9 protein-coding genes, 1 tRNA gene and 2 rRNA genes (1 of these 12 cut by a window edge) are annotated in these 13,553 nt (G+C 59.4%); 2 read left to right on the forward strand and 10 right to left on the reverse strand.

What is annotated here, in order from left to right:
• Nucleotides 1-5: 5 nt before the first annotated feature.
• Nucleotides 6-3,188, forward strand: a complete 3,183-nt coding sequence (locus tag AMC88_RS19285) for an efflux RND transporter permease subunit (RefSeq protein WP_012485349.1) — start codon at nucleotides 6-8, stop codon at nucleotides 3,186-3,188.
• A 14-nt stretch (nucleotides 3,189-3,202) separates the two neighbouring features.
• On the opposite strand, the gene AMC88_RS19290 is transcribed toward AMC88_RS19285, so the two are convergent.
• From AMC88_RS19290 to AMC88_RS19320, 7 genes are all read right to left on the reverse strand, one after another.
• A complete protein-coding gene (locus AMC88_RS19290; RefSeq protein WP_012485350.1) occupies nucleotides 3,203-3,532 on the reverse strand; it encodes a hypothetical protein in 330 nt (109 codons plus the stop codon).
• Nucleotides 3,529-4,317 (reverse strand): DUF2092 domain-containing protein, encoded by a 789-nt coding sequence (locus tag AMC88_RS19295; RefSeq protein WP_041683942.1) that lies wholly within the window; start codon nucleotides 4,315-4,317, stop codon nucleotides 3,529-3,531. Before AMC88_RS19295 ends, AMC88_RS19290 begins: the two co-directional genes overlap by 4 nt.
• Before the next feature lie 200 nt (nucleotides 4,318-4,517).
• Entirely contained in the window at nucleotides 4,518-5,324 is an 807-nt protein-coding gene (locus AMC88_RS19300; RefSeq protein WP_012485352.1) for a hypothetical protein, read from the reverse strand.
• A 280-nt stretch (nucleotides 5,325-5,604) separates the two neighbouring features.
• The gene (locus tag AMC88_RS19305; RefSeq protein ID WP_012485353.1) at nucleotides 5,605-6,636 is read right to left on the reverse strand and encodes an ABC transporter permease; all 1,032 of its coding nucleotides are present in this window, start codon (nucleotides 6,634-6,636) and stop codon (nucleotides 5,605-5,607) included.
• Between the two features lie 42 nt (nucleotides 6,637-6,678).
• Nucleotides 6,679-8,220, reverse strand: a complete 1,542-nt coding sequence (locus AMC88_RS19310) for a sugar ABC transporter ATP-binding protein (protein WP_012485354.1) — start codon at nucleotides 8,218-8,220, stop codon at nucleotides 6,679-6,681.
• Nucleotides 8,221-8,298: 78 nt separating this feature from the next.
• Complete coding sequence (locus AMC88_RS19315) at nucleotides 8,299-9,264, reverse strand: sugar-binding protein (RefSeq protein WP_004671359.1); 966 nt, start codon at nucleotides 9,262-9,264, stop codon at nucleotides 8,299-8,301.
• A gap of 300 nt (nucleotides 9,265-9,564) precedes the next feature.
• Nucleotides 9,565-10,335 (reverse strand): SDR family NAD(P)-dependent oxidoreductase, encoded by a 771-nt coding sequence (locus AMC88_RS19320; RefSeq protein WP_064825863.1) that lies wholly within the window; start codon nucleotides 10,333-10,335, stop codon nucleotides 9,565-9,567.
• 202 nt (nucleotides 10,336-10,537) lie between these two features.
• Here AMC88_RS19320 and AMC88_RS33695 point away from each other — a divergent pair, with 202 nt between their 5' ends.
• Nucleotides 10,538-10,711 (forward strand): hypothetical protein, encoded by a 174-nt coding sequence (locus AMC88_RS33695; RefSeq protein ID WP_167355290.1) that lies wholly within the window; start codon nucleotides 10,538-10,540, stop codon nucleotides 10,709-10,711.
• A gap of 107 nt (nucleotides 10,712-10,818) precedes the next feature.
• Here AMC88_RS33695 and AMC88_RS19325 read toward each other — a convergent pair.
• The 3 genes from AMC88_RS19325 to AMC88_RS19335 form a co-directional block, all read right to left on the reverse strand.
• A tRNA-Met gene (locus AMC88_RS19325) sits at nucleotides 10,819-10,895 on the reverse strand.
• Between the two features lie 197 nt (nucleotides 10,896-11,092).
• A 5S ribosomal RNA gene (gene rrf / locus AMC88_RS19330) occupies nucleotides 11,093-11,207 on the reverse strand.
• 261 nt (nucleotides 11,208-11,468) lie between these two features.
• Nucleotides 11,469-13,553: ribosomal RNA gene (locus tag AMC88_RS19335) — 23S ribosomal RNA — on the reverse strand (it continues 794 nt past the right edge of the window).

A 13,553-nucleotide genomic window follows, 5' to 3' on the forward strand; every position in this document is an offset into this window, starting at 1 on the left:
ACAGCATGATCTCGCGTTTCTTCATCGAGCGACCGGTACTTGCCAACGTCCTGGCATTGGTTTTCGTGCTGGTCGGCGCGGTCGCCCTGTTCCAGCTGCCTGTGGCGCAATATCCGAATGTCGTCCCGCCGACGGTGCAGGTGACGACGCGCTTCCCCGGCGCCAGCGCCCAGACGCTCGTCGACACCGTCGCGCTGCCGATCGAGCAGCAGGTCAACGGCGTGCAGGATATGCTCTACATGCAGTCGACCAGCGCCAGCGACGGCACCTATTCGCTGATCGTAACCTTTGCCATCGGAACGGATCCGGATCAGGCCCAGGTTCTGGTGCAGAACCGCGTCGCCATTGCAATGTCGTCGCTTCCCGAAGCGGTGCAGCTTCAAGGCGTGACGACGCAGAAGAAATCGACGGCGATCCTCGGCTTCGTCAGCCTGACCTCATCAGACAGCCGCTATGACAGCCTGTTCCTGTCGAACTACGCCGTCATCAATCTGCAGAACGAACTCGCTCGTCTGCCGGGCGTCGGCAACGTCACCGTGTTCGGCGCCGGCCAATATGCCATGCGGATCTGGATGGATCCGAACTTGCTGCAGGCACGCGGCCTGACGCCGCAGGATGTGGTCAATGTCGTGCAGCAACAGAGCCAGGAGGTCACCGCCGGCCAGATCGGCATTCCGCCTGTGCCGCAAGGGCAGGTCTTTCAATACACGCTGAACGTCAATGGCCGGCTGAACGAGGCCGCCGACTACGAGAACATCATCGTCAAGGTCGAAAGCGGACAGGGCGGCCGCATCACGCGCGTCCGCGATATCGGCCGCGTCGAACTCGGCGCCCAAACCTACAGTCAATCCTTCTCGCAGAACGGCCGGCCGGCGGCCGGCATCGGTATTTTCCAGCTGCCGGAGGCAAACGCCATTGCTGTGGCGCAGGCGGTGAATGCGAAGATGGAGGTGCTCTCGAAGAGCTTCCCGCCGGGCCTCGAATATCACGTGCCGTTCGACACGACGAAATTCGTCAAGGCCTCTATCGACGAGGTTTACGTCACCCTTATCGAGGCGGGCGTGCTCGTGCTCATCGTCATCCTGGTTTTCCTGCAGGATTGGCGGGCAATGCTGGTGCCGGCGACCACGGTTCCCGTCACCATCATCGGCGCCTTCGCAGCCATGGCGGCCTTGGGCTTCACCGTCAACCTGTCGACGCTGTTTGCCATCGTTCTCGCCATCGGCATCGTCGTCGATGATGCCATCGTTATCGTCGAAGGCGTTGCCCGGCACATCGAGGCGGGCATTTCAGGCCGAAAGGCGGCCGAGCGGGCGATGGAGGAGCTGCTTGGCCCGGTCATCGGCATCACACTGGTGCTGATGGCTGTTTTCATTCCCGCCGCCTTCTTGCCCGGCCTGACCGGCCAGCTCTATCGGCAGTTCGCACTTGTCATTGCCGCGACCGCGCTGATCAGCGCCATCAATGCCGTGACGCTGAAACCGACGCAATGCGCCCTCTGGCTGCGCGCGCCGGTACCCTTCGACAAACGCAACGTCGTCTATCGCGGCTTCAACAAGGGTTATGATTGGGGCGAACGGCATTATGCCGGACTGATCGGATCGATGACCCGCCACAGCGGCATCATGGCCATCGCAGCGCTTGCGCTGATCGGCGTCGCCGTCTGGGGGCTCACGCGCCTGCCGACTGCATTCCTGCCGATCGAGGATCAGGGTTATGTGCTGGTCAGCGCCCAATTGCCCGACGGCGCCTCGAAGGAGCGGACCGACGCCGTCATGGAAGAGGTCGGCAAGATCGCCGAAGCCACCTCGGGCGTCGACCAGGTGCTGACCATCAGCGGCCTTTCCGTTCTCGACAACAATGCCAGCCTGCAGAATGCCGGCGTCGCCTATGTCGTTCTCAAGGATTGGGACGAGCGCGGTAAGCAGAAGGGGCAGGACCTGCTGTCGATCTATCAGCATTTGAACGACGCCCTGCAGCATGTGCTGACTGCAAAAACGCTGGTGGTCGTGCCGCCGCCGATCCAGGGCGTCGGCAATGCCAACGGCTTTACCATGCAGGTCGAGCTCCGCAACGGCGTATCCGACTATCCGCTGCTGCAATTGCTTGCCGATACGATCGTCAAGAACGGCAATGCCCAGTCATCGCTGCAGCGGCTGAGCACGCCTTTTCGCTCGAATGTGCCGCAGCTTGCGGTCTCCGTCGATCGCGTCAAGGCGGAGACGCTCGGCATTACGGTGGGCCAGGTCTTCTCCGCCCTCTCCGGCTATGTCGGATCGAGCTATGTCACCCAGTTCAACAAATTCGGCCGCACCTTCCAGGTCTACGCGCAAGCCGCATCCGATTTCCGCGTCAGCCCCGAGGATATCCGCAATTTGAAGGTCAAGGCTGGCGACGGGACGATGGTGCCGCTCGGCACGGTCGTCGATGTCACCACGACGCAAGGTCCCTCGCTGATCAGCCTCTACAATCTCTATCCGACCGCGACCATCGTCGGCGGACCGGCGGCCGGTTTCAGTTCCGGCCAGTCGCTCGAGGTGATGGAGCAGATCGCCGATCATACATTGCCGACGGGAACCGGTTTCGAATGGACAGCGCTCTCCTATCAGGAGAAGGCCGTCGGCGGGCAGATCTACTTCATCTTCGCGCTCGCTATGCTGCTCGTCTATTTCGTGCTCGCCGGCCAATATGAAAGCTGGATCCTGCCGCTGGCGGTCATATCAGCCGTGCCGCTCGCCCTGCTCGGCACGGTGGCGGCCCTGACGGCGGCGGGCGTGGCCAATAATCTCTATACGCAGATCGGCCTTATCCTGCTGATTGCGCTCGCCGCCAAGAATGCCATCCTCATCGTCGAATATGCCAGGGAAAAACGGGCGGAAGGCATGGAAATCCTCGACGCGGCCGTCGAGGCCGCCCGCCTGCGTTTCCGGCCGATCCTGATGACATCCTTCGCTTTCATCCTCGGCGTCCTGCCGCTCGTGCTGGCGACCGGCGCCGGCGCATCGGCCCGCAAGTCGATCGGCATATCGGTTTTCAGCGGCATGATCGCCTCGACCTGCCTCGCCATCCTCTTCGTTCCGTCCTTCTACGTGCTGCTGCAGCGCCTCGAGGAATATTGGAAGCGGCGCGGCGCGACCGCAAGCACGGCCGCGAGCGCGGCGGAAGCGGAGATGTCGAACGTCCGGTAAGGCGATCGCAGCAATTATTGCACGATCACCTGCACATAGACGTTGCCGCTCTTGGCGTAATAATAACCGCCGCATCGATAATAATAGCCGCCGTAATAGGGACCATAGCGGCAGCCTGCCGGCAGCACGGCGATGGTCGTCGTCGTGCGTGTGACGACCCGCCGCGTCGTCCGGCGAGCCACGCCCGCATAAGAGAGCGGCGTCAGCGGCCTGCCGATGACGGCGCCGGCCGGCGTGGCAAAGCCGATCGACAATGGCGCGGATACCTGCTCCTCGATGTGAAAGCCGGTGAATGTCAGAACGCCGGCCAGGCCGAGGGCGAAGAACAGCTTCCTATAGGTCATTTTACCTCTCCCATACTGGCAGCTTCAGGCAGTTCGTCAAGCGATTGCATCTCGCTGAGATCGACCGTCTTCGCGCTGGCTGGAACCTCGATGGTGTAGGAAACGGCCGCGACATCCGCTCCGCTTTTGAAGTCGCGGATTTCGAGCGTGTATTGCGGCGCCTGTACGACGTGCTTGCTGGTGATGACGTAACGGCGGGGTATCGGTTGCGGACCGCTCTGTATCCAGATCTGCCAGTCGATCTCAGGCGTTCGGAAGGCCAGATATTCGCATTCGACCCCATCCACGAATGCGCTGGAAATATGCTTGGCCTCCGTCACATCCGACATGAGCACGTCATAGACGTTGGAGGATAAAAGATCGGCGCCCGGCGCTTCGACGCCCGCGGTCATCAGCCTGTCGATCAGCTCGTCGAGCGAACCCTTGCCGTCAATCTTGGCATAAGCGTCGAGGTTTTTGCCGTGAACCGTCAGCGACGAACCGTCGAAACTCACGTCGAGGTCCGCAAAGCCGCCGGTCCTCGTGACACGCAGCTTGTCTGGGCGGGTCAGGTTGGCAGTCCCGGAGCTTACGAACTGGAGTTTCTCGAAGTCGGGCGTCACCGCTTCGAGCGACGATTGATAGGTGAAGGAGATCGTCTTCTGCGCCGTCAGAAAATCGGACATCGTCTTTAAAAGAACCTTCGCATCGTCCGCCCACGCGCTTGTCGGCGGTGCGAGGCTGACGGCAAGCGAGGCATAGAGGAGGATCCGCTTCAATCGCGGGAAAGGGAATGTCGATGACATGGCAATGCCTTTCGTTCGTGTCGTCATTGATTTCATCGAATTGCAGATGGAGCAGCTGACGGACCGGCCGCAGCCGGACATTGAATGTGAAAGATGCAATGCATGCAGGCAAAGTGTGCTGCCGGCCTCTGCGGGATCGCGCACCGAATGTCTGGCTGGTGCGCGACGACCTCATTATGAGAGGAAGTTTCGAACGGGCGCTACAATCCCGAGGTCAGCACGCGATGGCAGGCAGGCGATACGCGCTGCAGATTGTCGCGCAGACAGGCAATGCCCCGCCCTCCTCCCAAAGGCACCATGCGGCACAAGGCCCGGAAGTCCGCGCCGCAGGTTTCCCGCAGAATCATCACTTCCTCACGCGGGGAGAAGGCTGGCATCATTGCCGGAGGGGCCGGAGGGGCCGGCGCGATTGCACCGGTAGCCGCCGCATCGCCGGCAGCCGGCGGCGCCCCCGATCCCCCCAATGCCGCGACGGCTTGCTGACATGGCGCCGATAGAGCGGCATTATGCTGTTGCAAACAGCTGAGCGCCGACGCACCGCCCGGCGTGACCCCGGAACATTGCGCCATGAAATCGCGCTGGCAGGCCGATTTGACAGCATTGCGCTGCGCTTGCGTCGGCTGATGCGCCGGCGTGCCGGTCGCGGGCACCGGGGTCGCAGTCGCGGTATTTGCGGGTGCCGCCGGCTTTGGGTCGGCAGATGTCGACTTGGGTTTGACGTTCACCGCAGAAACCGCCTTCCGGCAGCCTTCCGAAAGCGTCGCGCTATGCTGCTGCAGGCAGGACAGCGCCTCGATACCGCCCGGCGTCACCCCGGAGCATTTGGCCATGAAATCGGAACGGCACTCTGCCCTGATCGCCTCGCGCTGCTCTTCAGTCGGCGCTTGCGCGGATGCAATCCCGGCGAGGAACACAATCGCGCAAAACGCAGGCGACGCGGAGATTGCCGATTGAAGACGATGCCTCCCAGATGGAGACGCCGTTAGAGAAGATCCCCATTTTCGCATGATTCCCCCCTGTAAATCTCTGATCTACTTCATGAAATCGAACTGCCCTCTGAATAGGAAAATAGGCGCCGCCGAACGGACGGACGTTACTTGCTACTATGGAAATATAAGATGCGCCTGAACTACGTATATTAGAATATTATCCTTTTAGCAACTATTTCGTCGTCGCTTGCAAATCGATGACAACTTGCAGGATATATTTTGATACCAGAACGACTATAAGCCCGCACGAGGCGGGCCTTTGTGAGCTTTGGTTGCCGTTCAGGTTTTGAACCGGTCGCTACGCCTGGTCCTGATTGGCAACCACCGGCAATTTGCCTTCGTTCGAAGCGTGGGCTTCGGTCTGCCGGGCGGCAGAGACGAGCCGGCGCTGTGCGCGGATCGCGTTCCATTGTTGGTCGATCAGCACGCCGATAAGAATCACGCCACCCATCACGGCGAAATTCAGCGAGGAGGGAATGCCAAGCAGATTCACCAGGTTCTGCAATTCCTGGAGCAGGACTGTTCCGAGCACGGCGCCAACGATCGATCCTTCGCCGCCGCGGAGCGAAAAGCCCCCGAGTACGGCAGCGGCAATTGCGTAGAGTTCATAGAACTGGCCATGGCTGGCCGGCGAGATCGAGCGTGTGTACATGGCGAAATAGATCGCCGCGAGCGCCGTAAGCAGTCCGCAGATGACATAGGCCGACATCACCATCCGGCCGGTGTGGATACCGGAATAGCGGGCCGCCTCCTCGTTCTTGCCGATCGCATAAAGATAACGCCCGAAGACAGAGCGATGCAGCACCACCCACATCGCCACAGAAATGATGACGAGCGCAATGAAGGTGTTGGGAACGCCGTACAACCGTCCGGCGGTCAGAAACTCAAGCTCGGGGAAATTCTGGCCGAACGCAAAACCCGCCGTTCCATCGGCCGTATAGAAGCGCGCCGCCCCGCGATAGATAAGGAGGCCGCAGAGAGTGACGACGAAAGGTTGCAGGTTCAGCCGGGTGATCAGCCAGCCGTGAATGGCGCCTATGGCCGCGCCGAGCATCAGAATGAGTGGGAGCGCCAACATCCATGGCATATCTTGGACCGCGACGAAATCGACGAACAGCACACCAAGAAGCGCGACGAGTGAACCCACGGAAAGTTCGATACCGCCTGTAATGATGACGTAGGCCTGGCCAATCGACAGGATGCCGAACAGGCCGATTAGGTTGGCCGTATTCGCCAGATTGATCGGCAGCAGGAAGCGCGGATTGATGATCGCGACGACGATGCCTACGACGACGATCAAAAGCAGCAGTCCAAGATCTTTCTTGATCATTCGAGATCCATTCCCCGATATCTGACTGTATTACCGCCGCGGCTATTTTACGCCTTTGCCGACAGCAAGCAAAAGGACGCTTTCCTGACTGAATTCGTCCTCATCGAGAATGCCGGCGATCTGGCCCTCATGCATGACGGCAATGCGGTCCGAAACGCCGATCACCTCTTCCATGTCGCTGGAGATCATCAGGATCGCGACACCGGCATCGGCAAGCGTCCGCATCAGGCCGTAGATCTCATTCTTCGCGCCGATATCGATGCCGCGTGTCGGCTCGTCGAAGATCATCACCTTCGGGCTCATCGACAACCACTTGGCAAGCACGACCTTCTGCTGGTTGCCGCCGGACAGAGTGCCGGTTCGGCTCGAAACAGAGGGCGCCTTGATGCCGAGGCGAACGCGCTGCTTTTCGGCCGCCGCCGTCTCCCGCTCGGCGGACAGCATGAAGCGGCTGGCGAGCGTGGGGAGATCGGCGAGGGTTATGTTCTGGGCGATCGGGAAATCAAGAAGAATGCCGTTGCGCTTTCGATCCTCCGGCACCAGGAAAATGCCGCGAGCAACGGCATCGCGCGCGGAACGGACTTCAATTTGCTGCCCGTCCTGCAGGATGATTCCCCCGTAACTGCGATCAATGCCGAAGAGCACCCGGGCAAGCTCGGTGCGACCGGACCCGACGAGGCCCGCAAGTCCGAGGATTTCTCCGTACCTGATTTCCAAATCAACGGGATGGCCGGGATAAGCCGCGGTGCGCACGGCGCTTACCTTCAGCGCAACTGAGCCGGGTGAGCGCTGCGGCTTTGCGGTGCGGGCCGCAAGCATCCGGCCGATCATCAGCTTGACCATCTGGTCGTGGCCAATGTCCTTCTTGGCGAGCGTGCCCGCAAGCGCGCCATCACGGAGGACGACGACCCGGTCGGCCACACGCTCAACCTCGTGGAGCCGATGCGAGATGAAGATGACGCTGATGCCATCCGCCTTCAGCAATTTGATGATGCTGAGCAGCCGCTCGGTTTCAGCCAGCGGCAGGCTGGAAGTGGGTTCGTCGAAGATGACGAGCCTGGCGTTGATGGACAGCGCCTTGGCGATTTCCACCATCTGCTGCTCGGCCAGCGACAACGACGCCACGAGCGTGTCGGCGGAAAAATGCGCGCCCACGCGCCTCAAGAGCGGCTTCACCATGTCCCTTAATCGATCGCGATCGACGAGCTTCAGAGGTCCCGCCTTCAGCGGTTCGCGCCCCAGGAAGATATTGGCAGCGACGTCGAGATTGTCGAAGAGATTGAGCTCCTGATGCACGAAGGCGATGCCAGACGAGATGCTCGATTCCACGGTGAGGAAACGAAGCTCTGCTCCGTCGAGCAGGATCGTGCCCCGATCGGGTGCGATCACACCGCCGAGAATTTTCATCAGCGTCGATTTTCCGGCCCCGTTTTCGCCAACAAGGCCGATGACCTCACCTGGCATGATGTCCATTGACAGGCCTTCGAGTGCAACGACACCTGGATAGGTCTTGCCGACGCCGGAAAGCGAAAGGAATGGCGTTGCGGGCGCGCCCGGTGACGGGATGTCGGAACTATGGTTCATCGGCTGTCCATGGCTGCTGATGCTGACGGCATGAAACGCGCTTCGCGGCGGCGGCGAGTGCCGCCGCCGCGAAAGATGCTATTTTCCAGCCATGGCCTTCAGGTTGGCAGCATATTTGTCGACGTCGTCCTTGCCGATGATGACCGTCGGGATGATGATCAAGCCATCGGCGGGAACGCCTGATTTGTCGCCCTTGAGGTACGCGGCCATCAATTTCATGCCCTGATAGGCCCATTCGAACGGCTGCTGTACGACGGTTGCCGCGATCGTGCCTTCCTTGACGCCGCCGAGCGTGATCGGATCGTCATCAAAGCCGACGACGGTAATCTGGCCGAGTTTGCCTGCATCGCGCAGCGCCTCATAGATGCGCGGCGTGTTGTAGGAGTAGAAGCCGACCATGCAGGTCAGGTCGGGGCTGGCCACCAACGCATCCTCGACGTTCTTCTTGGCGCGCGTCTGATCGATGTCGTCACCGCGAACATCGACAAGCTCGATCTTGGTACCCTTGAGCCCTTCCTTCATCCCTTCGATGCGTTCGCGGGCGTTGTCGGCGCCCAGCAGACCGACGAAGCCCATGCACTTGCCGCCGTCCGGCATCGCCTTCTTGGCGATTTCGGCGGCCTGCTTGCCGGCGTCGACGTTCGAAGAACCGATATAGGCGACCCGGTTGGTCTTCGGCGCATCGCTGTCGGTGGTGAAGAGAGCGGTCTGCGAGCCGATCTTGTTGAGGCCGTCCGTCTGTGTCTTGGGGTCGACGGCGGAGACCATGATCCCCTTGACGCCGGCGCTAACGAGATCTTCCATGAGGCGCTGCTGAATGGCGACGGCCGCCTGCTCAGGATATTTCAATTCCATGTTGTAGTCTGGCATCTCGCCCTGTGCCTTCTTCACCCCCGCCTCGGCGGCTTTCCAGAAGTCGGACGCTCCATTGACGACAAATGCGAGTGTCGGCTTGTCGGCGGCATGCGATGCAGCCATCGGCGCCGCACTCAACATCAACGCAGCGAAAAACAAGGCAGCATTTTTCCGTTTCAGCTGTTTCATAATACTCCTCCCAAGGGCCGCAATTGCGAGGGCCCGTTCGCGACTTACGGCCGGCCGCATGCGCGCCCCCTCCAGGGCCGTCGCAAAGCGACGTGTGGCATAGGTGCCGATCGCACATCGACGGTATACCAGAATCTGAATTAGTAAATAGTAATATGAATACAGATCAAAACATGTCGATGCCGGGTCAAATCAACGATCCTGCATCGCTATCGCCTTTGCGATGACGTCAGCGATCCCTACCCTAGGAGACTGTCGTTCGCGTCTTCTTAAGACTTACGCTGCCGGCGCACCTCGGCCTCAGGCGACCGACCATCCACCGTCCACGAGCAGGTTCGCACCGGTGATTAGGCTCGCAGCCGGCGAGGCTAGGAAGACGACGGCACCCACCACATCATCGGTTTCACCGATCCGTCCGAGTGGGATGTGACCGAGCGTCGCTTTGCGATTGTCCGCATCGGATAGGAAAGGGGCTGTACCATCGGTGTGGATGAACGTCGGCGATACGGTATTGACGGTAACATTGTAGCGCGCCCATTCGGCCGCAAGGCAGCGCGTGAGATGATTGATTGCCGCCTTGCTCATGCAATAAATTGCCTCGCCGCGCAGTGCCACGGTACCGGCCTGGGAACTGATATTAATGATCCGGCCGCCATTGCGTTTGATCATGTGGCGACCGACCGCCTGCGTCATCAAAAAGGTGCCCTTGATGTTGACATCAAGTATCTCGTCAAGGTCCTTCTCCTCGACAAGCTCCGCGAGATTGCCCGGCGCCACGCCGACGTTGTTAACGAGGACGTCTATCCGGCCGAACGCCGTGAGCGCCGCGTCGACGGCTTGGGCAATGTGGGCCTTATTGGGAATCTCCAGTTCGACAGGGAGAACTTTTCGCCCCGCGCCCTCGAGTTCGGCAACCAGACCTGCCGACGCCGCGACATCGCGGACCCCCAGAACAATATCGGAGCCTGCTGCGGCACAGGCAAGTGCGCAAGCTCGACCGATGCCACGGCTGGCTCCCGTCACCAAAGTCACTTTGCCGTCAAGGCTGAAGTCCGGCGCATTCTTCTGCATCGCGATGCCTCCCTCGATGAAGCTCATTTATGGCAGCGTCGGCGTGCGGATACCAGATGGCAAGCCGCAACGATCACGGAGAGCGGTTCAAGTGCGTTCCAGTGCCACGATTATCGGCAGCGGCTGCGCTCCGGGGGTGGGCACGGGGCAGAAACAAAAAAGCTCCTCGACGCATATGCGGAGGAGCTTTGAAGCGACTTGAATGGCAAATATTGAAGTTTCGGTGCTTGCGGCGGCAGGATTTGAACCGTTCGCTGCGTCGGCTTTCCCCCCGCTGAGCCTCGGAAAGGGTGTTCACGCCTCGACGCTCTACCAGAAACGACAGATGCGTGCTTTTGAGGAAGGGGAAGATTGGTTGCGGGGGCAGGATTTGTAGTTTTCTGTCCCGCTTCGTCGGCTTTGCCTCCTTGCGGGCCCCTGAAGAGGCGCTAAATCCTCGACCCGTTACCAAACAAAAAACCCGCACGAGGCGGGTTATTTGTGTGGTTGCGGGGGCAGGATTTGAACCTGCGGCCTTCAGGTTATGAGCCTGACGAGCTACCGGGCTGCTCCACCCCGCGCCATGATGAGCTGTCTGGGCATGCCCGGACTTTTTGTTTGCCGGTCCTCGAAGGCTTAGCCTTCTGCGGTTCGGCGGGGGCTGCTCCACCCCGCGGGATATTGTAACACGAAAGGCCGCTTTGTGGGCGGCCTTTTGACGGCTTTTGGCCGTTGTTTGTGATGAGAAGATTTTATTTCACGAAGTTGCGTTTTGCAGACCTGGCAGCGACCTACTCTCCCGCGTCTTAAGACGAAGTACCATGGGCGCAGGGGCGTTTCACGGCCGTGTTCGGAAAGGGAACGGGTGCAGCCACCCCGCCATAACCACCAGGTCGGCAAAGCGCAACTTATTGATTTGAGAAGCTGGTAGGCGTTAGCCTGTTTTCTTTTGAACACGTCTTCGATCTTTTCCACCCGAGGGCGCTTGTGGCACCCATACAGGCCAGAGGCCGTCGCCAATCGTTTGGCGGGCCGTCCGCAGCGCCATTGGCGCGTCAGGACAAAGGTCAAGCATCATCCGGACGACCGCTTTGCGGTCGCCCTGGCAGGACGAATGCTTTGCATTCGCCTTGAGATGAGCACAGTCAATGAGAACGATCAAGCCGATCGAGCTATTAGTACCGGTAAGCTTCATGCGTTGCCGCACTTCCACACCCGGCCTATCAACGTGGTCGTCTTCCACGGCTCTGATAGGGAACACTCGTTTTCAGGTGGGTTTCCCGCTTAGATGCCTTCAGCGGTTATCCCGTCCATATATAGCTACCCTGCTATGCCCTTGGCAGGACAACAGGTCCACCAGAGATATGTCCATCCCGGTCCTCTCGTACTAGGGACAGATCCTGTCAATATTCCTACACCCACGGCAGATAGGGACCGAACTGTCTCACGACGTTCTGAACCCAGCTCACGTACCGCTTTAATTGGCGAACAGCCAAACCCTTGGGACCTGCTCCAGCCCCAGGATGCGATGAGCCGACATCGAGGTGCCAAACAACCCCGTCGATATGGACTCTTGGGGGTCATCAGCCTGTTATCCCCGGCGTACCTTTTATCCGTTGAGCGATGGCCCTTCCACGCGGGACCACCGGATCACTATGACCGACTTTCGTCTCTGCTCGACTTGTCAGTCTCGCAGTCAGGCGGGCTTATGCCATTGCACTCGACGACCGATTTCCGACCGGTCTGAGCCCACCATCGCGCGCCTCCGTTACTCTTTCGGAGGCGACCGCCCCAGTCAAACTACCCACCATACACTGTCCCGGACCCGGATGACGGGCCGCGGTTAGACATCCATGACGATAAGGGTGGTATTTCAAGGATGGCTCCACGGAAACTGGCGTCCCCGCTTCAAAGCCTACCACCTATCCTACACATGCCGACACGAATGCCAGTGTAAAGCTATAGTAAAGGTGCACGGGGTCTTTCCGTCTGACCGCAGGAACCCCGCATCTTCACGGGGAATTCAATTTCACTGAGTCTATGTTGGAGACAGCGGGGAAGTCGTTACGCCATTCGTGCAGGTCGGAACTTACCCGACAAGGAATTTCGCTACCTTAGGACCGTTATAGTTACGGCCGCCGTTTACTGGGGCTTCGATTCAAAGCTTGCACCTCTCCTCTTAACCTTCCAGCACCGGGCAGGCGTCAGACCCTATACGTCGTCTTGCGACTTCGCAGAGCCCTGTGTTTTTGATAAACAGTCGCTACCCCCTGGTCTGTGCCACCCCATCATAGTTGCCTAAAATGGGGTCACGCTTCTTCCGAAGTTACGCGTGCAATTTGCCGAGTTCCTTCAACATAGTTCTCTCAAGCGCCTTGGTATACTCTACCTGACCACCTGTGTCGGTTTCGGGTACGGTCTATACGGTGGAGCTATTTCCTGGAACCGCTCCGCTGCCCTGATAATCCAATAAACCAGAACAACTTGTGCAATCCGTCACTACCACCAGGCCCACGAATATTAACGTGGTTCCCATCGACTACGCGTGTCCGCCTCGTCTTAGGGGCCGGCTAACCCTGCTCAGATTAACTTTAAGCAGGAACCCTTGGTCTTTCGGCGAGAGGGTCTCTCACCCTCTTTATCGTTACTCATGTCAACATTCGCACTTCCGATACCTCCAGGAGCCCTCACGGGTCTCCCTTCATCAGCTTACGGAACGCTCCGCTACCACGTGTATTGCTACACATCCTCAGCTTCGGTGCATGGCTTCAGCCCCGTTACATTTTCGGCGCAAAGACCCTTATTTAGACCAGTGAGCTGTTACGCTTTCTTTAAATGATGGCTGCTTCTAAGCCAACATCCTGGTTGTTTTGGGATCCTCACATCCTTTCCCACTTAGCCATGACTTGGGGACCTTAGCTGGAGGTTAGGGTTGTTGCCCTTTTCACGACGGACGTTAGCACCCGCCGTGTGTCTGCCGAGTAGTACTCCCCGGTATTCGGAGTTTGGTTAGGATCAGTAAGACGGTGAGTCCCCATAGCCCATCCAGTGCTCTACCCCCGGGGGTATTCGCTCGACGCTCTACCTAAATAGATTTCGCGGAGAACCAGCTATTTCCGAGTTTGATTGGCCTTTCACCCCTAGCCACAAGTCATCCCAATCTATTGCAACAGATGCGGGTTCGGTCCTCCAGTTGGTGTTACCCAACCTTCAACCTGCTCATGGCTAGATCACTCGGT

Origin of the sequence: Rhizobium phaseoli (assembly GCF_001664385.1) — a bacterium.
Classification (GTDB): domain Bacteria; phylum Pseudomonadota; class Alphaproteobacteria; order Rhizobiales; family Rhizobiaceae; genus Rhizobium; species Rhizobium phaseoli.

Excerpts from the sequence above, each read along its gene's own strand:
- AMC88_RS19285 (WP_012485349.1), top strand. The coding sequence starts at position 6 with ATGATCTCGCGTTTCTTCATCGAGCGACCGGTACTTGCCAACGTCCTG.
- AMC88_RS19290 (WP_012485350.1), bottom strand. The coding sequence starts at position 3,532 with ATGACCTATAGGAAGCTGTTCTTCGCCCTCGGCCTGGCCGGCGTTCTG.
- AMC88_RS19295 (WP_041683942.1), bottom strand. The coding sequence starts at position 4,317 with ATGTCATCGACATTCCCTTTCCCGCGATTGAAGCGGATCCTCCTCTAT.
- AMC88_RS19300 (WP_012485352.1), bottom strand. The coding sequence starts at position 5,324 with ATGCGAAAATGGGGATCTTCTCTAACGGCGTCTCCATCTGGGAGGCAT.
- AMC88_RS19305 (WP_012485353.1), bottom strand. The coding sequence starts at position 6,636 with ATGATCAAGAAAGATCTTGGACTGCTGCTTTTGATCGTCGTCGTAGGC.
- AMC88_RS19310 (WP_012485354.1), bottom strand. The coding sequence starts at position 8,220 with ATGAACCATAGTTCCGACATCCCGTCACCGGGCGCGCCCGCAACGCCA.
- AMC88_RS19315 (WP_004671359.1), bottom strand. The coding sequence starts at position 9,264 with ATGAAACAGCTGAAACGGAAAAATGCTGCCTTGTTTTTCGCTGCGTTG.
- AMC88_RS19320 (WP_064825863.1), bottom strand. The coding sequence starts at position 10,335 with ATGCAGAAGAATGCGCCGGACTTCAGCCTTGACGGCAAAGTGACTTTG.
- AMC88_RS33695 (WP_167355290.1), top strand. The coding sequence starts at position 10,538 with ATGGCAAATATTGAAGTTTCGGTGCTTGCGGCGGCAGGATTTGAACCG.